The organism is Variovorax sp. Varisp53, from assembly GCF_059491555.1.
The window spans coordinates 2840660-2858579 of sequence record NZ_CP168512.1 but is presented as its reverse complement, the minus strand read 5'-3'; the positions used below and the strand labels follow the sequence as shown (position 1 = coordinate 2858579).

Below are 17920 nucleotides of genomic sequence, written 5' to 3'. Positions count from 1 at the left end.
ACTGATTCAATGACTCGCGTGCTGCGATTTCTCATGTCGATTCCGCTCGCGTTGATGCTCTACGCGCTGCTGCTGTTCCTGGGCCTGATCTCGCTGGTCTGGAACTTCGTTGCCATGCTGATCCACCCGGTGATGCCGGCCGCGCCCGCGCGCACCCTGGGCCGCATGACCATCGCCTTTGCGTACCGCATGTTCTGGTGGCTGGCATCGGTGACCGGCATGATGCGTATCGACGCCACCTGCCTCGACCCGATGCGCAAGGAGCCTGGCGTGATCTTCGTGGCCAACCACCCGACCATGCTCGATGCGCTGCTGCTGGTGGCACGCCTGCCGCGCAGCGCCTGCATCATGAAGGCCGACCTGATGGGCAACATCTTCCTGGGCGCGGGGGCGCGGCTGGCGCGCTACATCAGCAACAGGTCGGCCCGCACGATGGTGCGACTGGCCGTGAACGACCTGCGCAACGGCGGCCAGCTGGTGATCTTTCCAGAAGGCACGCGCACGGTGACGCCGCCGCTCAACCCGTTCCGCCCCGGCACCACGCTGATCGCCAAGCTCGCGCAGGCGCCCATTCAAACAGTGTTCATCGACACCGATTCGCCTTACCTCAGTAAAGGCTGGCCGCTGTGGCGCGTGCCGCCGCTGCCCATCGTCTTCACCTTGCGGCTCGGCAAGCGCTTTGCGCCCACGCAGAACAGCGACGTGCTGCAGGCCGAGCTCGAACAATACTTCCGCCAAAACATGGAGCAGCGCGCCACCGACGCGTCCCCCGAATGCCAGACGCCTCGCGCACCCACCTTGTCCTGATCCCCAGCTACAACACCGGCGAACGCCTGTTCTCGACAGTCGCCGCGGCGCGCGCGCAATGGAACCCCGTGTGGGTGGTGGTCGACGGCAGCGACGACGGCACGGGCGAGCGGCTGCAGCAGATGGCCGCCAGCGATCCCGGCCTGCGCGTGTGGGTGCTGCCGCAGAACCAGGGCAAGGGTTCTGCCGTGCTGCACGGACTGCGCGCCGCGAAGGACGCAGGCTTCACGCATGCGCTGACGATGGACTCCGACGGGCAGCATCCGGCGGACCTGATCCCGGCATTCATGAAGGCATCGCTGGCGCGACCCGAGACGATGGTGCTCGGGCGCCCGGTGTTCGATGCCAGCGCGCCGCTGCTGCGCGTGCGCGGGCGGCGCGTGTCGAACGGATGGACGCAGCTGGAAACACTGTTCGCCGGCGTGGGCGATTCGCTCTACGGTTTCCGCGTGTACCCGGTGGCCGACCTGATCGCCGTGATGGCACGCCAGCCGTGGATGCGGCGCTTCGACTTCGACACCGAAGCCGTCGTGCGGCTGGCATGGCGCGGCGTCAAGCCCGTGAACATCGATGCGCCCGTGAAATACCTGACGGCCGAGGAAGGCGGGGTCTCGCACTTCCGCTATGGACGCGACAACGTGCTGCTGACGTGGATGCATGCACGGCTGATGGTCGAGTTCGTGTTGCGGCTGCCCGCGCTGGTGTTCCGCAAGCTGGCGAAGAAGCCGCCGTTCCAGGACTGATGTCTTGCCCCCTCCCCCTCCGGGAGAGGGTTGGGGTGAGGGCTTCAGCGCGCGCGGCGCGAACGCAGCAGCAGCGTGACCAGCAGCAGCGAGAGAACGACGAAAGCAATGAACGACCAGTTCGCCAGCGTCAGGCCGAACAGCGTCCAGTCGACCTTGGAACAGTCACCGCCGCCGCGGAAGATCATCGGCAGCGCGCGCTTCAGCGGGAAGGTCTCGATCATCCCGTAGAGGTCGCGCCCGCAGGACACGACTTCGGGCGGATACCACTGCAGCCAGCTTTGCGAGGCCGCCGTGTAGGCGCCGCCGACCGCTGCGATCAGCGCCAGCACTCCGCCCGCGACCCGCAGGCCGACGCTGCGGAACACCGCGGCCAGCCCGGTGAACAGCGCCACCAGCACCAGCGCATAGCGCTGCACGATGCACATGGGACAAGGCTCGAGCCCGACCACGTGCTGCAGGTAGAGCCCGAAGGCCAGCATGAGAACGCAGGCCAGGCAAATCAGCGCGAACGCGCGGCGCGGCGCGCCGAAGTACCAATCGATCAAGGAGACACCCAATCTTCTTCTACGAACACCCTGGCCTTGCGCGGATTGGCGACGACGGTGTCGCCTTCCTTCAAGCCCAGTTCCCGGAACTGTTGCGCAGGGAGTTGCGCCTCGATGATGGTTCCGGAGCCCGGATTATCTGGATTCGTTTCGGTGGGTTCAAGTTCCAGCCGCGCGATGGGCCCGACCACGATGGCGCGCGCCAGCGTGGCGACGATGCCGGAGGCGCCAGGCACATAGCGTGTCACGTCGATGTCATGCGGGCGCACATAGGCGCGCGCCTTGGCGTCGCGCGCGCCGCTGTGCTCGGGCGAATCGAGGCGCATGCCTTCGAGCTGCACCTGGCCGTTGTCGGCCCGTCCATGGAACAGGTTCACGTCGCCCAGGAAGCCATAGACGAACGGGCTCGCGGGCTTGTCCCACACGTCCTGCGGCGAGCCGACCTGTTCGATCTGGCCCTTGTTGATGACCACCACGCGGTCGGCCACTTCGAGCGCCTCTTCCTGGTCGTGCGTGACGAAGATCGAGGTGACGTGCAGTTCGTCGTGCAGCCGGCGCAGCCAGCGGCGCAGTTCCTTGCGCACCTTGGCGTCGAGCGCGCCGAAGGGTTCGTCGAGCAGCAGCACCTTGGGCTCCACCGCCAGCGCGCGGGCCAGCGCAATGCGCTGGCGCTGGCCGCCGGAGAGTTGCGACGGGTAGCGGTCGGCCAGCCAGTCGAGCTGCACCAGCTTGAGCAGCTCGGTCACCTTGGCCTTGATCTGCGCATCGCTCGGGCGCTCCTTGCGCGGCTTCACGCGCAGGCCGAAGGCGACGTTCTCGAACACGGTCATGTGGCGGAACAGCGCGTAGTGCTGGAACACGAAGCCGACCTGCCGCTCGCGCACGTGCACGTCGGTGGTGTCCTCGCCCGCGAACAGGATGCTGCCGGTGTCGGCCGTTTCCAGGCCCGCGATGATGCGCAGCAGCGTGGTCTTGCCGCAGCCCGAGGGACCGAGCAGCGCGACGAGTTCGCCGGATTCGACGTCGAGACTCACGTCGCGCAGCGCACGGAAGTCGCCGAACTGCTTGCTGATGTTGCGGATTTCGATGCTCATGATTTCTTCTCTCTCAGGCTCAGGCCGCCGTGGTTTCCGGAGGACGCTCGGGGGGCAGCTCGGCAATGGCTTTCATCTCGCGCTCGTGGCGCCATTCGATGACCGACTTGATCACCAGCGTGACCAGCGCGAGGATGGCCAGCAGCGAGGCCACTGCGAACGCGGCCACCGACTGGTATTCGTTGTAGAGCACTTCCACGTGCAGCGGCATGGTGTTGGTCTGCCCGCGGATGTGGCCCGACACCACCGACACCGCGCCGAACTCGCCCATGGCGCGCGCGTTGCACAGGATCACGCCGTACAGCAGGCCCCACTTGATGTTGGGCAGCGTCACACGCCAGAAGGTCTGCCAGCCGGTCGCGCCGAGCACGATGGCCGCCTGCTCCTCGTCGGTGCCCTGCGCCTGCATCAGCGGCACGAGTTCGCGCGCGATGAACGGAAAGGTCACGAACACGGTCGCCAGCACGATGCCGGGCACCGCGAAGATGATCTTGACGTCATGCTCCGCAAGCCACGGGCCGAGCCAGCCCTGCGCGCCGAACACCAGCACGTAGATCAGGCCCGCCACCACCGGCGACACCGCGAACGGCAGGTCGACCAGCGTGGTGAGGAAGGCCTTGCCGCGGAACTCGAACTTGGCGATGGCCCAGGCCGCCGCCACACCGAACACGAGGTTCATCGGCACCGCGATGGCGGCCGTGATCAGCGTGAGGCGGATGGCGCTCCAGGCATCGGGCTCCTTCAGCGCGTCGAGGTAGGCACCGACGCCCTTGCGCAGCGCCTCGGTCGCCACGGCAGCCAGCGGCAGCACGAGGAACAGGAACATGAACGCCAGCGCGAGGCCGATCAGCACCCAGCGCACCCAGGGCGATTCGGTGGTGCCGGCCTGTGCGCGGCGAATGACTTTGGAAGGGGCGCTCATCTCATGCTCCCGCGCGGCGGCGCTGCCAGGCTTGCAGGCCGTTGATGACCAGCAGCAGCACGAACGAAATGACCAGCATCACCAGCGCGACCGCCGTGGCGCCCGCATAGTCGTATTGCTCCAGCTTGCCGATGATGATCAGCGGCGTGATCTCCGAGATCATCGGCATGTTGCCGGCGATGAAAATCACAGAGCCGTACTCGCCGATGGCGCGCGCGAAGGCCATGGCAAAGCCCGTGAGCAGCGCGGGCGCGATCGACGGAAAGATCACCTTGGTGAAGGTCTGCAGCCGCGTCGCACCCAGCGAGGTGGCGGCTTCTTCCAGCTCCTTCTCGGTGTCTTCGAGCACCGGCTGCACCGTGCGCACCACGAAGGGCAGCCCGATGAAGATCAGCGCGATCACGATGCCCGCCGGCGTGAACGCCAGCTTGATGCCGTGCGGCTCGAGCAGTTGCCCGACCCAGCCATTGCCCGCGAGCAGTGCGGTCAGCGAGATGCCGGCCACGGCCGTCGGCAGCGCGAACGGCAGGTCGACCAGTGCATCGACGATGCGCTTGCCTGGGAACTTGTAGCGCACCAACACCCAGGCCACCAGCAGGCCGAACACCACATTCACGATAGCCGCGATCAGCGAGGCGCCGAAGGTCAGCCGGTACGAGGCCATCACGCGCGGCGCGGTCACGGCCACCCAGAACTGCTCCCAGGTCAGCGTGAATGTCTTGAAGACCAGCGCCGACAGCGGGATCAGAACGATCAGGCTGAGGTAAAGAATCGAGAAGCCGAGCGTGATGTGGAAACCGGGCAGCACGCGCTTGGCGCCCCCTGCCCGGTTGGCACGAGAAAAAGGCGCTCCCGCTGACGGGAGCGCCGAAGAAACAGCGCCGCTCATTACCTGCCGCCGGGGGTGTACAACTTGTCGAACTGGCCGCCGTCGTTGAAGTGCACCTTCTGCGCTTCGCCGAGGCTGCCGAACAATTCCTGCACCGTGAACAGCTGCAGCGGCTTGAAGGTCGATGCGTACTTCTTGAGCACAGCCTGCGAGCGCGGGCGAAGCGCATGCTTGGCCGCGATTTCCTGCGCGTCATCGGAGTACAGCCAGTCGAGGTAAGCCTTGGCCAGTTCGCCCGTGCCCTTCTTGTTGACGGTGCGTTCCACCACGGCCACCGGGTTCTCGGCCACGATGCTGATCGACGGGTACACCGAGTCGACCTTGCCGGTGCCGAATTCACGATCGATGGACACCACTTCCGATTCGAAGGTGATCAGCGCATCGCCGATATTGCGTTGCAGGAAGGCGGTGGTCGCGTCGCGGCCGCCGCGTGCCAGCACCGGCACATTCTTGAACAGCTTGCCGACGAACTCCGCCGCCTGCGCGTCGGTGCCGCCCTTCTTCTTGATGTAGCCCCAGGCGGCCAGGTAGGCGTAGCGGCCATTGCCGCCGGTCTTGGGGTTGACGATCACGACCTGCACGCCGGGCTTGACCAGGTCGTCCCAGTCCTTGATGCCCTTGAGGTTGCCGTTGCGCACGAGGAACAGCATGGTCGACGTGGTCGGCGATGCGTTGTCGGGGAATTTCTTGCTCCAGTCCTTCGCGACCACGCCGGTGTTGGCGAGGAAGTCGATGTCGGTGGTGGTGTTCATAGTCACCACGTCGGCATCGAGGCCGTCAGCCACCGCACGGGCCTGTGCGCTGGAGCCGCCGTGCGACTGGTCGATCTTCACGTCCTTGCCGGTGGCCTTCTTGTAGTGCGCCACGAAGGCCGCGTTGTAGTCCTTGTAGAACTCGCGGGCCACGTCGTACGAGGCGTTCAGCAGCGACGTGCCCTGGGCAAAGGCGCTGCTGCCGGCGAGTGCTGAGGACGCCAGCGCGAGCACGGCGACGAAGGTCTTGATTCTGGAAGTCATGTGGTTGCCAAGGTTTCTGAAAATTCACGGCCCGCCGGCCAGGCGGCGGGCTCGTCGGTCAAGGACTGGAGCAAGGCAAGGCCCAGCGGCCAGTCCCCGTGCCCCGAGTCGACGTTGATGTGGCCCGCATTCTGCATGCGCACGAACTCGCTGCCCCAGGCGCGCGAATATGCACCCGCCAGGCGAATGGGGCAAAAGGGGTCGTTGCTGCTGGCCACCACGATGCTGCGGTACGGCAGCGCGGCGTACGGCACGGGCGCGAAGTCGGACAGCACGGCGCGGCGTTCGGGGTCCGCAGGTGCCACCAGCAGCGCGCCCTGGATGCGGGCAGCGGCTTCGGCCGGCAGGTGCGCCGTGGCGATGCAGCCCAGGCTGTGTGCCGCGATCACCACCGGGCCGGGGCTGTCGAGCACCAGCTTCGCCAGCGTCGACACCCACGCATCGCGCTTGGGCGAGGCCCAGTCGTCCTGCACCACCCGCGCCGCGCCGGGAATGCGCTCCTGCCACAGGCTCTGCCAGTGGCCGGGCCCGGAGTCGCGCCAACCTGGCACGATGATGACGCGGGTGTTCATGAGCACTCCCCCAGGCTTCGCGCACTTCGTGTCGCTTCGCCTCCCCCCTCGCCGGGGGCAACACCAGCGGCCCGGCAAAGCCGGTTCCGCGGTGTTCCACGAAGGAGCGTCGATGCTTTCACCGCCTGCTGTTCCGCTCTTACTTGTTCGGCTGCGGCGTGATGCGCAGGTAAGGCTTGACGGCCTTGAAGCCCTTGGGGAAGCGCTGGGCCAGTTCGGCCGGGTCCTGGATGCTCGGGATGATGACCACGTCGTCGCCGTCCTTCCAGTTCACGGGCGTGGCCACCTTGTGGCTGTCGGTGAGTTGCAGCGAGTCGATCACGCGCAGGATCTCGTCGAAGTTGCGGCCGGTCGAGGCCGGGTAGGTGATGGTCGTGCGGATGACCTTCTTCGGGTCGATGATGTAGACGCTGCGCACCGTGGCCGTGGCCGAGGCGTTCGGGTGGATCAGGTCGTACAGGTCGGCCACCTTGCGGTCTGCGTCCGCGATGATCGGGAAGTTGACCGTGGTGTTCTGCGTCTCGTTGATGTCGCCGATCCATTCCTTGTGCTTGTCGGCCGGGTCGACGCTCAGCGCGATGGGCTTCACGCCGCGCTTGGCGAACTCGCCCGACAGCGCCGCGGTCTTGCCGAGTTCGGTGGTGCACACGGGCGTGAAGTCGGCCGGGTGCGAGAAGAAGACGACCCATGAATCGCCGGCCCATTTGTAGAAGTCGATGGGGCCTTCGCTGGAATCCTGGGTGAAATTGGGGGCTGTATCGCCGAGTCGCAGAGTCGCCATGGTCGCTCCTGGGATGGATGGGAGCTTCGGATTGTGCGAACCATTGCTTCAATGCCAAACGAATATCTGCTTGTTTGGATATGGCGTTTTCCGCATAAGAAGCGGCTTCAGCAGCCTAATACATGCCGGATTCGTCGCCATGCAGATGTTCGGCCAGGAAATCGATCAACCGGCGAATCGCAGGCACCATCGCGCGCCGCGCCGGAAAAACCATGTGCGCGATGACCGGTGCCGGTCCCCATCCGGGCAGCAGCTTCGCGAGCCGGCCGGCCTCCAGGTCTGCCCGGCACATGTAGTCGGGCAGCAAGGCTGCGCCCACCCCCTCGAGCGCGGCGAGCTGCAGCATGGCAAGGTCGTCCGCCACGTAGCGCGGTGTATGGACATGCACGTGGATCTCGCCGTTGGGGCCTTCGAGCCGCCATTCGCTGCGCCCCTCGCCGCTGGCCGACATGGCAACGGTCTGGAGCCGCCCGAGGTCGGCCGGCGTGTTCACCGGCCCCAGGCGCTGCAGCAGTTCCGGCTTGGCCACCAGCACGGCGCGGCTGGTGCCGAGGACCTTGGCGACGAGCGTCGCACTGTCCTCGATGGCGGGGCGCACGCGCAAGGCGATGTCGATGCCCTCCTCGATCAGGTCCACCGGCCGGTTCATGACCCGCATGTCGATCCGCACGGCCGGATAGCGCTCCATGAAACGCGGCAACAACTGCCCCAGTCCGCTGTGAGCGATGGTGACCGGGCAACTCAGGCGGACCATGCCACAGGGCTCGGTGTGCACCTGCGCCACCGCTTCCGTCGCGGCTTGTGCCGCATCCCGCACGGCAGCCGAATGCCGCAGGAAGGTCTCGCCCGCAGGCGTGAGCGACAACCGCCGGGTGCTGCGCTGCATCAGCTGCACGCCCAGCCGCTCCTCGAGTTCCGCCACGCGGCGAGACAGGCGCGATTTGGGAATGCCGAGCGCCCGGCTGGCCGCCGCGAAGCCGCCGCGCTCAGCCACTTCGGCGAAGAAAACCATGTCGTTGAGGTCTTGCATGGCATCGATTGTCCCGCAAACAGGACGATCTAGGCGATTTTTGGCTACTTATCGATCACTCGATCCAAAAATAGAATTCTCCCATCCGCCGGCCACCTTGAGCGCCGACAGCCAACACAGAAAGTGATTGATTGACATGAAGCTGCTCCACATCGACTCCAGCATCCTCGGTACCAACTCCACCTCGCGCCTGCTCTCGGCCGAAGTCGTGACCGCCTGGCGTGCCGCCCACCCCGACACCGCCGTCGAATACCTCGACCTGGCCGTCGACACCCCCTCGCACTTCAGCGCCGACGCGCTGGGCATCAAGACCGGCGTGCAAGCACAGCCCACCGAAGCGCAACAGCGTGAAAACGCCCTGTCCGAAAAGCTCGTGAGCCAGTTCCTGGCCTCGGACGTGATCGTCATCGGCACGCCCTTCTACAACTTCTCGATCCCGACCCAGCTGAAGGCCTGGATCGACCGCCTCGCGCAAATCGGCCGCACCTTCAAGTACACCGACAAGGGCCCCGTGGGCCTGGCCAGCGGCAAGACCGTCATCGTGGCCTCGACCCGCGGCGGCGTCTATTCGACCAGCGAAGGCGGCCAAGCGATGGAACACCAGGAGAGCTACCTCAAGGTGATCTTCGGCTTCTTCGGCATCACCGACGTGCGCTTCGTGCGCGCCGAAGGCGTGGCGATGGGCGACGAAGCCAAGGGCAAGGCCCTGGCCGCGGCCCGCGCCGACATCCTGGTGGCGACGGCCGAAGCCGCGAACCAGCGCGATGCCGCCATCGCGGCCTGAGTTCGCTCCCGCACCATGAAAAGAGCCGCCCGGCGTGGGCGGCTTTTTTCGTTCTGCGCAGATCAGATCAGATCAGGCTGCGTGGTTCTTGACCCAGGCCACGTACTTGTCCATCCAGCTCTGCAGGAACTTCTTCGAGCCTTCGTTGCCGATGTGGCCCTTGTCGTCGAACAGGTCGTCCTTGGTCTGCAGGAACACTTCGGGCGTGCCCATCGTGGGCACGTCGAGGTAGGCCAGGATGTTGCGCAGGTGCTGCTGCGCCAGCGCGGTGCCGATGGCACCCACCGAAATGCCGAGCACGCCGGCCGGCTTGCCCGCCCAGGCGCTCTGGCCATAGGGGCGCGACGCATGGTCGATGGCGTTCTTCAGCACGCCTGGCACCGAGCGGTTGTATTCGGGCGTGACAAACAGCAGGCCCTGAGCCGCCGCGATCTCGGTCTTGATGCGCTTCACCGCCGGCGCCTGGTTGCCATCGTCGTCCTGGTTGTACAGCGGCAGGTCGTCGATGCGCAGGTGCTCGAAAGTGAAGTCCGCGGGCGCGAGGTGCGCCAGCGCGAGGGCCAGCTTGTGGTTGTACGAATCCTTGCGCAGGCTGCCGACAACGACGGCGATCCGGGTCTGGGCCATGGACGAAACTCCTTGTGTGAGAGGTTGGAATGACGGACGGATTATGCGAAGCGCCCAAGACCTTACGTGGAAAAGCCCATGCGGTGCCGGGCGAACGGCGTCGAATTGAACCGCATTCCGCCAACCCCATCAAGGCGCAGGACGCTCCCGTGACCCGGTCCTCTTCTTCTAACTGCGCCCCCAAGGCACGCGCCTGCATGCGCCCCTTTGCCCGCCAGCGGCTGCTGGAGAAGGCGACGGTGCAAAGCGGCCTCGCGCGAACGAGGGCATCATCGCTTCCGATCTTTTGGCTCAGGAGCAACACGCGATGAGATTTCTGGTGGTGGGTGCCGGTGCACTCGGTGGTTATTTCGGCGGCCGCCTGCTGGAGGCAGGGCGCGACGTTACCTTCCTGCTGCGCCCGCGTCGCGCGGCACAGCTCGCGAAAACCGGGCTGGTGGTGCAGAGCCCCTTCGGCAACCTGCAGCTGCCCGCACCCAGGCATGTGCTGGCCGACGGCATCGACGGCCCCTACGACGTGGTCGTGGTCGGCAGCAAGGCCTACGACCTCGATTCGACGATGGACTCATTCGCGCCGGCGGTCGGTCCCGACACCGTGATCCTTCCGCTGCTCAATGGCATGAGCCACATCGACCGCTTGGCCGAACGCTTCGGCAGCGAGCGCGTGCTGGGCGGCCTGTGCATGATCTCGGCCACGCTCGACGACGAGGGCCACGTGCTGCACCTCAACGACATGCACGGCCTGAGCTACGGCGAACGCGCCGGCGGCCGCTCGGCCCGCGTCGATGCCATCGCGGCACAGTTCGCGGGCGCGAAGTTCGACGCCACGGCCAGCGAGAGCATCTCGCAGGACATGTGGGAGAAGTGGGTCTTCATCGCTTCGGCAGCAGGCCTCACGAGCCTGATGCGCGCGTCCATCGGCGACATCGTGAGCGCCGGCGGGCAGGACGTGGCGCTGTCGATCTTCGACGAGTGCTGCGCCATCGCCGCGCACAACGGCTTTGCGCCCCGCCCCGCCGCCGTGCAGCGCGGCCGCGCCATCATGACGGCCGCCGGATCGCCGATGACGGCGTCGATGTACAAGGACATGGTGCGCGGCGCGGCGGTCGAGGCCGATCACATCGTCGGCGACCTGCTGGGCCGCGCGGCCCCAAGTAAATCGCCGATGCCGACGGTGCTGCGCACCGCATACGTCCACCTCAAGGCCTACGAAGCGCAACGCGCCCGCACGGCGAGCGCCTGAGGCCATGCGCGACGCACTGGCGTTCCTTCACACGGCGCAGGTGCATGTGCCCACCTTCGAACGGCTGGTGAGCGAGATCGCGCCCGGCCTGCGCGCGCGGCATTCGGTGCGGGAGGACCTGCTGGCCGATGCGCGCGTGGTGGGCCTCGATGACTCGGGGCTCGTGACACGCGTTCACGACGCCATGCGAGAGGCCGCATCCGGCGGTGCTGCGGTCGTCGTCTGCACCTGCTCGACCATCGGCGCCATCGCGGAACGAACAGCTTCGAGCGGCGCATTCAAGGCCATGCGCATCGATCGCGCCATGGCCGACCGCGCTGTGCGCACCGGGCCGCGCGTGCTGATCGTGGCGGCGCTCGAAAGCACGCTTGCGCCTACAAAGGCCTTGATTCTTTGCGCTGCGGAAAACGCGAGCGTCACGGTGCAGCCGGACGCATTGCTCGTCGAAGAGGCCTGGCCCTATTTCGAAGCCGGCGACGGCGCGCGCTACATCGAGACCCTGGCCCGTTCGATCCGCGCTGCGTCAGGCAGGGCCGACGTCGTCGTGCTTGCACAGGCCTCGATGGCCCCCGTGGCCGCCCTGCTCGCGGACCTCGGCATCGACGTACTCAGCAGCCCCGCCCTGGGCGTTGAACGCGCAGCAGCGCTGGCGGCTACTCCGACTTGAGGATCGTCTCCCCCTTCAACATGCCCATGTCCCGGATGTTGAAGCGATGCCGCTTCCAGCCCTCCCAGGTCCGCCGCATGTGCGTGATCGAGATGAAGTAGTACAGAACCTTGAACATGCCGAGCGGCCCCCGCATCGGCGTGCCGCGGTAGATGTCGCCGGCCAGCAGCGACATCAACCCCTCCTTCACGCGGAAGGGGTTGCCCGGATGCATGAACATGTCGCGGATGGTCGGGTTGGTCACGCGGTAGATGAACCACGAGTACTCGCGCGGGCCCTTGCGCATCATGGCCTCGAAGCCCTTGCGCGCCGCCGCCAGTTCGCCCGGCCGGTCGAGCGCGGTCGCAACGAGCGCCGCGCCGTCGAAGGCGCTGTGCATCGCGAGGTACACGCCCGACGAGAACATCGGATCGATGAAGGTGAAGGCGTCGCCGAGCATCAGGTAGCGGTCGCCCGTGGCGTGGGAGCTCGAATACGAGAAATTGCCGGTGGCATGCACCGCATCGTCGACCAGCGTGGCGTTCTTCAGGCGTTCCACCAGCACCGGGCAGGTCGCGATGGTGTCGTAGAAGAACTCCTTCAGCGGCTTGTCGCGCGTCTTCAGGTAGTACGGCCAGCACACCGCGCCCACGCTGGTGGTGCCGTCGGCCAGCGGAATGAACCAGAACCAGCCGCGCGGAAACCAGCAGATGCTGATGTTGCCTTCCTTCTTGCCCTCCAGCCGCTCGGCGTTCGTGAAGTGGCCGAACAGCGCGGTGCTGTTGTGGTCGGGGTTCTTTTCCTTGCAGCGGAATTTGTTGGCCAGCAGCGTGTCGCGGCCGGTGGCATCGACCACGAAGCGGGCGCGCCAGCTGCGGCGCGCGCCGTCGTCCATCTCGGCTCGCACCGTGGCGCCGTCGGCATCGAAGGCCACGTCGCGCACCTTGCAGCCTTCGACCGTCTGCGCGCCGCGCGTGGCCGCGTTGCGGAACAGCAGTTCGTCGAGTTCCGAACGGCGCACCTGCCAAGCGGAGTCGAGCGACTTGTCCATCCCTTCGGCAAAGTCCACGTAGCTGCGGTGCTCGTGCTCGGGTGAGACGAACTCGATGCCGAACTTGGGCATGCCGATCTTCTCGACCTGGTCGCGTACGCCGAGCTTGTCGAACAATTCGACGTTCGCGGGCAGCAGCGATTCGCCGATGTGAAAGCGTGGGTGGTGCGCCTTTTCGAGCAGTACCACCTTGCGGCCCTGTTGGGCCAGCAGCGCCGCGATGGTCGAACCGGCAGGACCGCCGCCGACGACCATCACGTCGCAGGACTCGTCGGCGGTTCCGGGCGCGGAAGAAAAAGAAGCTTCGGGCAAGGACATGCGTGGGCGGGCGACATTGTTAACGACAGTTAAGCATAGCGCGCCGGCCACCCGAAGAAAGCAAGGTCTGCTAAGCGGCGCACGCCGGAGCGCGGCACACTCCGGGCATGCCCTCGCGCCCAGTCGAACAGAACTACCGGGAACGTGTGTCGCGTGTCGTCGCAGCCATCGTTGCCGACCCGATGGCCGAGCACCGTCTCGAAGACCTGGCGCGCCTCGCGAATTTCTCGCCCTTTCATTTCCACCGCGTCTACCACGGCATCGCGGGCGAAACGGTGGCCGCCACGGTGCGGCGCGTGCGGCTGGCGCTCGCCACGCACTTGCTGACGCGCAGCGACGAGAGCATCACGCAAGTGGCGCTGGCGGTGGGCTACGAGAGCCCACAGGCTTTCACGCGCGCCTTCGGCCAGTTTGCCGGGCAGCCACCGCGCGAGTTCCAGCGGCAGATGCGCCAGGCGATCCTCGATGCGGCTCCCGCGCTCCAAGACCGTGGCACCGGCGCCCCGCCGCCCGTACGGATCGTCGAACGCCGCGCGCAGCCAGTGCATGCGCTGCTCCATCGCGGGCCGTTCTCCACCATTCCCCATACGCACCGGCGGCTGCGCGCGCATGCCACCGGCCGGGCCGTATCGCACTGGCTTGGCATTTCGTGCGGCGCCCCGGATGCACGGTACTACGCCGCTGCGGCATCGCCCGATCTCTGGCCGGTCGACGATGCGGAGATCGAACTGCTCGACATTCCTGGCGGCCTCTACGCCGTGCATAGCCTCGCGGGGCCCTACACCCGCATCAATGCAGCCGTGCACGCGCTCTACACGCTATGGCTGCCCGACAGCGGCTACGAGCCGGACGACCGCCCCGCACTGGAGCACTACCTGAACTCGCCGCGGCAGGTCGCCCCGGCCGCACTGCGCACTGACCTGCTGATTCCGATCCGCCCGGCAGGCTGACATCCGATCTTCATACAGGACCGACTCGCCATGCCCCTTCTTCGCTTCCTCTTCCTCGTTGTCTTCTGCCTCTCGGCGACGCTCTCCCAGGCCGCGGGCGTCAACACCATCGAGATACCGGGCGGCCGCGAAGGCCCGGCGATGCAGGGCGCCGTATGGACGCCCTGCGCCACGCCCGCGGGCGAGATCAGACTGGGCCGCTCCACGATCCAGGGCGTGCGGGACTGCCCGCTCCCGCCGGGCAGCACCCGGCTGCCGCTCGTCGTGATCTCGCACGGCTACGGGGGCTCCTTCCTCGGCCATCACGACACGGCACAGGCGCTGGCCGACGCGGGCTTCATCGTCGCGGCCGTCAGCCATTCGCAAGACAACTTCCAACTCCGCGGCGGCCCGGACGACAAGATCGTCGCGCTGGCGACGCGGACCACCGATATCAAGCGGCTGATCGACCACATGCTCCAGAAGTGGCCCGCGCACGGCAGGATCGCGGCCGACCGGATCGGCTTCTACGGTTTTTCGAGGGGCGGCTACACGGGCCTCGTGCTCGCGGGAGCGCGTCCGGACTTCGAACGGCTGCCGCCGCTGCCCTCATCCCCGTGCGCAACGGAGCCCGAGGGCAGGGCGTGCGAATGGATGAAGCAGGGCTTCCAGGAACTGCTCGCCACGCCGCTGACGCGCGACGCCCGCATCAAGGCCGCCGTGATCGCCGACCCGGTCAGCATGCTCTTCGACGCCCAAGGTCTGAAGAACGTGGCGATCCCCATCGAGCTCTGGGCTTCCACCTACGGCGGCGACGGCGTCACGCCCGAGAGCGTTGCCGCTGTCCGCCGCAACCTGTCGGTGGCGCCCGAATGGCATGTGGCCGAGAAGGCAGAGCACTTCGGCTTCCTCGCGCCATGCTCGCAGGCGCAACTGGACGCCAAGATCGAGATCTGCCGCGACGCGCCCGGCTTCGACCGCACGGCCTTTCACAAGGCTTTCAACGCCGAGGTGACGGTCTTCTTCAACCGCCACCTCGCGCCGCAGCACTAAGCAGGCTTCAGCCCGCGCGCCGCTGCGACGCCAGCCGGCGCACCACCGCCACCAGCCGGTCGATCTCGTCGAAGGTGTTGTAGAACGCGAGCGAAGGCCGCACCGTCGTCTCCACACCGAAGCGCCGCAGGATCGGTTGCGCACAGTGATGGCCCGTGCGCACCGCAATGCCTTCGTCGTTCAATGCATGCCCCACCTCCTCGGTGCTGTAGCCGTCGAGCACGAAGGACATCACGCTCGCCTTGTCGGCCGCCGTGCCGATCAGCCGCACACCTGCAATCGCACCGAGCTGCGCCATGCCGTACACCAGCAGGTCGTGTTCGTAGCGCGCGATGTTCTCGATACCGACCTTGTTGACGTAGTCGATGGCGGCGCCCAGCCCCACGGCGTCGGCGATGTTGCCGGTGCCGGCCTCGAACTTGTTCGGGATCGGCTGGAACACGGTCTTCTCGAAGGTCACGTCGGCAATCATGTTGCCGCCGCCCTGCCAGGGCGGCATGTCTTCGAGCACCTCGCGCTTGCCCCAGACCACGCCCATGCCGGTGGGGCCGAACACCTTGTGGCCCGAGAACACGAAGAAATCGGCGCCGATGTCCTGCACGTCCACGCGCATGTGCGACACCGATTGCGCGCCGTCGACCAGCGCCTTCGCGCCCGCGCGATGCGCCAGCTCGACGATCTCCTTCACCGGTACCACGGTCCCCAGCGCATTCGAGACCTGCGTGACTGCCACGATCTTCGTGCGGTCGTTCAGCAGCTTGCGGTATTCGTCGAGCAGCACCTGGCCCGAGTCGTCCACCGGGATCACGCGCAGCTTCGCGCCCTTGGCGGCGGCGAGCTGCTGCCAAGGGACGATGTTGGCGTGGTGTTCGAGGTTCGACACGATGATCTCGTCGCCCTCACCCACGTGCTGCCCACCCCAGCTCTTGGCCACGAGGTTGATGGCCTCGGTGGTGCCGCGCACGAAGATCACCTCTTCGACTTCGGGTGCGTTGATGAAGCGGCGCACCCGTTCGCGCGCGCCTTCGTAGGCGTCGGTCGCGCGCGCGGCCAACTCGTGCGCCGCGCGGTGGATGTTCGAGTTCTCGTGCTCGTAGAAGTACGCGATGCGATCGATGACCGATTGCGGCTTGTGCGTGGTGGCGGCGTTGTCGAACCACACGATCTGCTTGCCGTTCACCCGCTCCTGAAGGATCGGGAAGTCGCGCCGCACGGCCTGGATGTCGAACGGCGGATGCTGCCCGCTGCCGGCCAGCGGCACGGCACCGGGGCCACGCGGATCGGGTTTTGCCGGCGTGACGAAGCCGCTGGGCAGGCGCACCGCGTCGACGAAGTAGAACCTCGGCTCGCTCCCTCGCCCCTCTGGGGAGAGGGTTGGGGTGAGGGGCAACCCCGCGCCCTGACTCGTCCGCAGACCCTCACCCCGGCCCTCTCCCAAAGGGAGAGGGGGCAAGACCACGGGGGTCGCACCGGCCGAAGGATGGCCGTAGCCGTTGTCCAGAAAGTAGAACGACGAGGCCGCCGCTTGCGGTGCCACGGCCGCATTCACCTGCTGCGGCACGCCCAGCACCGCACCGCCCGAGCGCGGCTCGAACGCCGGCGCCACCGACAGCACGCTGTCCGGCACGCCATTGCCTGCCGCCGCATGCGGCCGCAAGGCGGGCGCGCGGTTCGCGAGCGAGGGCAGTTGCGTGGGTGATGCCGGCAGCAAGTTGGCGCCCGGAATCTGCCCTTGCGGAACCGGCGTGCCCGGCACGCTCGGCCCGAAGCCTGCAGGGCTTGCCAGCGGCGAACCCGGCGGCGCGACGTTGGCGGGAAACTGCGCGCCCGGAACCTCGGAGAACATGGCGCCCGCCATGCGCGCGAGGATGGCCGGGTCGAACGGCGCTTCGGGCGCCTCGCCCGGAATCGATGGAATGCTGCTCACCGCGGCTTACTTGTAGGTGTCGGGATAGTCGTGGTACTTGCCGATCTCGACGTCGTCGAGCACGGCCAGCGCGTCGGTGGTCAGCACCGCGAGCGAGCAGTACAGCGAGATCAGGTAAGACGCGATCGCGTGGTTGTTGATGCCCATGAAGCGCACCGACAGCCCCGGGCCCTGCTCGCCCGATAGACCCGGCTGGAACAGGCCCACCACGCCCTGGCGCTTGTCGCCCACGCGCAGCAGCAGGATCTTGCTCTTGCCGTCGGCCACCGGCACCTTGTTCGACGGAATCAGCGGAATGCCGCGCCAGGTGATGAACTGCGAACCGAACAGGCTCACAGTCGGCGGCGGCGTGCCGCGGCGCGTGGCTTCGCGCCCGAAAGCGGCGATGGCCAGCGGGTGCGTCAGGAAGAATGCCGGCTCTTTCCACACCTTGGTCAACAGCTCGTCGAGGTCATCAGGCGTAGGTGCACCGGTCAGCGGGAAGATGCGCTGCTCTTCCGTCACTTGCGCCAGCAGGCCGTAGTCGGGGTTGTTGATGAGCTCGCTCTCCTGGTTCTCCTTGATCGTCTCGATCGTGAGGCGCAGCTGCTCTTTGATCTGGTCGTGCGGGCTGCTGTAGAGGTCGGAGATGCGGGTGTGCACGTCGAGCACGGTGCTCACGGCATTGAGGTAGTGCTCGCGCGGGCTTTCTTCGTAGTCGACGAAGGTGCGCGGCAGCTGGTTTTCTTCTTCGCGCGAGGTGCAGGTGACCTTGATCGATTCGGGGTTCTTGACCTTGTTCACGCGGTAGATGCCGGCCTCCACCGGCACCCATTGCAGCAGGTGCGTCAGCCAGCGCGGGCTGATGGTTTCGAGCTGGGGGACTGTCTTTGTGGCATTGGCCAGCTGGCGTGCGGCGTTGTCGCCAAGGGCGGTGATACCACCGACTGTTGCGCTCATG

At 66.8% G+C, this 17920-nt stretch carries 19 protein-coding genes; 7 read left to right on the top strand and 12 right to left on the bottom strand.

From position 1 onward, the window contains the following. Positions 1-9 precede the first annotated feature (9 nt). Entirely contained in the window at positions 10-807 is a 798-nt protein-coding gene (locus tag ACEOAB_RS13405) for a lysophospholipid acyltransferase family protein (RefSeq protein ID WP_413747542.1), read from the top strand. Continuing rightward, positions 774-1550 carry a glycosyltransferase family 2 protein gene (locus ACEOAB_RS13400; RefSeq protein ID WP_413747541.1) on the top strand — a complete coding sequence of 259 codons (777 nt, stop codon included), beginning with the start codon at positions 774-776 and terminating at the stop codon, positions 1548-1550. The genes ACEOAB_RS13405 and ACEOAB_RS13400 overlap by 34 nt, the downstream gene beginning before the upstream one ends. A 44-nt stretch (positions 1551-1594) precedes the next feature. Here the strand turns inward: ACEOAB_RS13400 and ACEOAB_RS13395 are convergent, their stop codons facing one another. The 8 genes from ACEOAB_RS13395 to ACEOAB_RS13360 form a co-directional block, all read right to left on the bottom strand. After that, on the bottom strand, positions 1595-2098 hold the full coding sequence (locus ACEOAB_RS13395) for a disulfide bond formation protein B (RefSeq protein WP_413747540.1): 504 nt from the start codon (positions 2096-2098) through the stop codon (positions 1595-1597). Further along, a complete protein-coding gene (locus ACEOAB_RS13390; protein ID WP_413747539.1) occupies positions 2095-3192 on the bottom strand; it encodes a sulfate/molybdate ABC transporter ATP-binding protein in 1098 nt (365 codons plus the stop codon). The genes ACEOAB_RS13395 and ACEOAB_RS13390 overlap by 4 nt, the downstream gene beginning before the upstream one ends. Before the next feature lie 19 nt (positions 3193-3211). Then, the gene (gene cysW, locus ACEOAB_RS13385) at positions 3212-4114 is read right to left on the bottom strand and encodes a sulfate ABC transporter permease subunit CysW (protein WP_056598934.1); all 903 of its coding nucleotides are present in this window, start codon (positions 4112-4114) and stop codon (positions 3212-3214) included. 1 nt (position 4115) lies between these two features. Further along, positions 4116-5003 carry a sulfate ABC transporter permease subunit CysT gene (gene cysT, locus ACEOAB_RS13380; RefSeq protein WP_413747538.1) on the bottom strand — a complete coding sequence of 296 codons (888 nt, stop codon included), beginning with the start codon at positions 5001-5003 and terminating at the stop codon, positions 4116-4118. Beyond that, a complete protein-coding gene (locus tag ACEOAB_RS13375) occupies positions 5003-6019 on the bottom strand; it encodes a sulfate ABC transporter substrate-binding protein (RefSeq protein ID WP_413747537.1) in 1017 nt (338 codons plus the stop codon). The genes cysT and ACEOAB_RS13375 overlap by 1 nt, the downstream gene beginning before the upstream one ends. Continuing rightward, positions 6016-6591 carry an RBBP9/YdeN family alpha/beta hydrolase gene (locus ACEOAB_RS13370; protein WP_413747536.1) on the bottom strand — a complete coding sequence of 192 codons (576 nt, stop codon included), beginning with the start codon at positions 6589-6591 and terminating at the stop codon, positions 6016-6018. The genes ACEOAB_RS13375 and ACEOAB_RS13370 overlap by 4 nt, the downstream gene beginning before the upstream one ends. A gap of 139 nt (positions 6592-6730) precedes the next feature. Further along, complete coding sequence (locus ACEOAB_RS13365; RefSeq protein WP_413747535.1) at positions 6731-7372, bottom strand: peroxiredoxin; 642 nt, start codon at positions 7370-7372, stop codon at positions 6731-6733. Between the two features lie 115 nt (positions 7373-7487). Then, complete coding sequence (locus tag ACEOAB_RS13360) at positions 7488-8402, bottom strand: LysR family transcriptional regulator (protein ID WP_413747534.1); 915 nt, start codon at positions 8400-8402, stop codon at positions 7488-7490. Between the two features lie 136 nt (positions 8403-8538). Between ACEOAB_RS13360 and ACEOAB_RS13355 the strand changes: the two genes are divergently transcribed. Then, positions 8539-9186, top strand: coding sequence for an FMN-dependent NADH-azoreductase (locus ACEOAB_RS13355; protein WP_413747533.1), 648 nt, complete (start codon positions 8539-8541; stop codon positions 9184-9186). Between the two features lie 72 nt (positions 9187-9258). On the opposite strand, the gene ACEOAB_RS13350 is transcribed toward ACEOAB_RS13355, so the two are convergent. Further along, entirely contained in the window at positions 9259-9813 is a 555-nt protein-coding gene (locus ACEOAB_RS13350; RefSeq protein WP_056598947.1) for an NADPH-dependent FMN reductase, read from the bottom strand. A 307-nt stretch (positions 9814-10120) separates the two neighbouring features. Here ACEOAB_RS13350 and panE point away from each other — a divergent pair, with 307 nt between their 5' ends. Together panE and ACEOAB_RS13340 are read left to right on the top strand one after the other, a co-directional pair. Then, entirely contained in the window at positions 10121-11056 is a 936-nt protein-coding gene (gene panE / locus ACEOAB_RS13345; RefSeq protein ID WP_413747532.1) for a 2-dehydropantoate 2-reductase, read from the top strand. A 4-nt stretch (positions 11057-11060) separates the two neighbouring features. Next, on the top strand, positions 11061-11723 hold the full coding sequence (locus ACEOAB_RS13340; RefSeq protein ID WP_413747531.1) for an Asp/Glu/hydantoin racemase: 663 nt from the start codon (positions 11061-11063) through the stop codon (positions 11721-11723). Here ACEOAB_RS13340 and ACEOAB_RS13335 read toward each other — a convergent pair. Beyond that, positions 11710-13071: an NAD(P)/FAD-dependent oxidoreductase gene (locus ACEOAB_RS13335; protein WP_413747530.1), complete on the bottom strand. Its 1362-nt coding sequence runs from the start codon at positions 13069-13071 to the stop codon at positions 11710-11712. The genes ACEOAB_RS13340 and ACEOAB_RS13335 overlap by 14 nt on opposite strands. A gap of 107 nt (positions 13072-13178) precedes the next feature. Between ACEOAB_RS13335 and ACEOAB_RS13330 the strand changes: the two genes are divergently transcribed. After that, a complete protein-coding gene (locus tag ACEOAB_RS13330; protein WP_056598959.1) occupies positions 13179-14021 on the top strand; it encodes an AraC family transcriptional regulator in 843 nt (280 codons plus the stop codon). Positions 14022-14051: 30 nt separating this feature from the next. Further along, positions 14052-15053: an alpha/beta hydrolase family protein gene (locus ACEOAB_RS13325; protein WP_413747529.1), complete on the top strand. Its 1002-nt coding sequence runs from the start codon at positions 14052-14054 to the stop codon at positions 15051-15053. A gap of 7 nt (positions 15054-15060) precedes the next feature. Here the strand turns inward: ACEOAB_RS13325 and ACEOAB_RS13320 are convergent, their stop codons facing one another. After that, positions 15061-16911, bottom strand: coding sequence for a family 2A encapsulin nanocompartment cargo protein cysteine desulfurase (locus ACEOAB_RS13320; protein WP_413747567.1), 1851 nt, complete (start codon positions 16909-16911; stop codon positions 15061-15063). A gap of 75 nt (positions 16912-16986) precedes the next feature. Beyond that, positions 16987-17919: a family 2A encapsulin nanocompartment shell protein gene (locus ACEOAB_RS13315; RefSeq protein ID WP_056598965.1), complete on the bottom strand. Its 933-nt coding sequence runs from the start codon at positions 17917-17919 to the stop codon at positions 16987-16989. Position 17920: the final 1 nt, after the last annotated feature.

What these genes read in the sequence shown, in the direction of transcription:
- ACEOAB_RS13405 (WP_413747542.1), top strand. Translation starts at nt 10, where the DNA reads ATGACTCGCGTGCTGCGATTTCTCATGTCGATTCCGCTCGCGTTGATG.
- ACEOAB_RS13400 (WP_413747541.1), top strand. Translation starts at nt 774, where the DNA reads ATGCCAGACGCCTCGCGCACCCACCTTGTCCTGATCCCCAGCTACAAC.
- ACEOAB_RS13390 (WP_413747539.1), bottom strand. Translation starts at nt 3,192, where the DNA reads ATGAGCATCGAAATCCGCAACATCAGCAAGCAGTTCGGCGACTTCCGT.
- cysW (WP_056598934.1), bottom strand. Translation starts at nt 4,114, where the DNA reads ATGAGCGCCCCTTCCAAAGTCATTCGCCGCGCACAGGCCGGCACCACC.
- cysT (WP_413747538.1), bottom strand. Translation starts at nt 5,003, where the DNA reads ATGAGCGGCGCTGTTTCTTCGGCGCTCCCGTCAGCGGGAGCGCCTTTT.
- ACEOAB_RS13375 (WP_413747537.1), bottom strand. Translation starts at nt 6,019, where the DNA reads ATGACTTCCAGAATCAAGACCTTCGTCGCCGTGCTCGCGCTGGCGTCC.
- ACEOAB_RS13370 (WP_413747536.1), bottom strand. Translation starts at nt 6,591, where the DNA reads ATGAACACCCGCGTCATCATCGTGCCAGGTTGGCGCGACTCCGGGCCC.
- ACEOAB_RS13365 (WP_413747535.1), bottom strand. Translation starts at nt 7,372, where the DNA reads ATGGCGACTCTGCGACTCGGCGATACAGCCCCCAATTTCACCCAGGAT.
- ACEOAB_RS13360 (WP_413747534.1), bottom strand. Translation starts at nt 8,402, where the DNA reads ATGCAAGACCTCAACGACATGGTTTTCTTCGCCGAAGTGGCTGAGCGC.
- ACEOAB_RS13355 (WP_413747533.1), top strand. Translation starts at nt 8,539, where the DNA reads ATGAAGCTGCTCCACATCGACTCCAGCATCCTCGGTACCAACTCCACC.
- ACEOAB_RS13350 (WP_056598947.1), bottom strand. Translation starts at nt 9,813, where the DNA reads ATGGCCCAGACCCGGATCGCCGTCGTTGTCGGCAGCCTGCGCAAGGAT.
- panE (WP_413747532.1), top strand. Translation starts at nt 10,121, where the DNA reads ATGAGATTTCTGGTGGTGGGTGCCGGTGCACTCGGTGGTTATTTCGGC.
- ACEOAB_RS13340 (WP_413747531.1), top strand. Translation starts at nt 11,061, where the DNA reads ATGCGCGACGCACTGGCGTTCCTTCACACGGCGCAGGTGCATGTGCCC.
- ACEOAB_RS13335 (WP_413747530.1), bottom strand. Translation starts at nt 13,071, where the DNA reads ATGTCCTTGCCCGAAGCTTCTTTTTCTTCCGCGCCCGGAACCGCCGAC.
- ACEOAB_RS13330 (WP_056598959.1), top strand. Translation starts at nt 13,179, where the DNA reads ATGCCCTCGCGCCCAGTCGAACAGAACTACCGGGAACGTGTGTCGCGT.
- ACEOAB_RS13325 (WP_413747529.1), top strand. Translation starts at nt 14,052, where the DNA reads ATGCCCCTTCTTCGCTTCCTCTTCCTCGTTGTCTTCTGCCTCTCGGCG.
- ACEOAB_RS13320 (WP_413747567.1), bottom strand. Translation starts at nt 16,911, where the DNA reads ATGGCGGGCGCCATGTTCTCCGAGGTTCCGGGCGCGCAGTTTCCCGCC.
- ACEOAB_RS13315 (WP_056598965.1), bottom strand. Translation starts at nt 17,919, where the DNA reads ATGAGCGCAACAGTCGGTGGTATCACCGCCCTTGGCGACAACGCCGCA.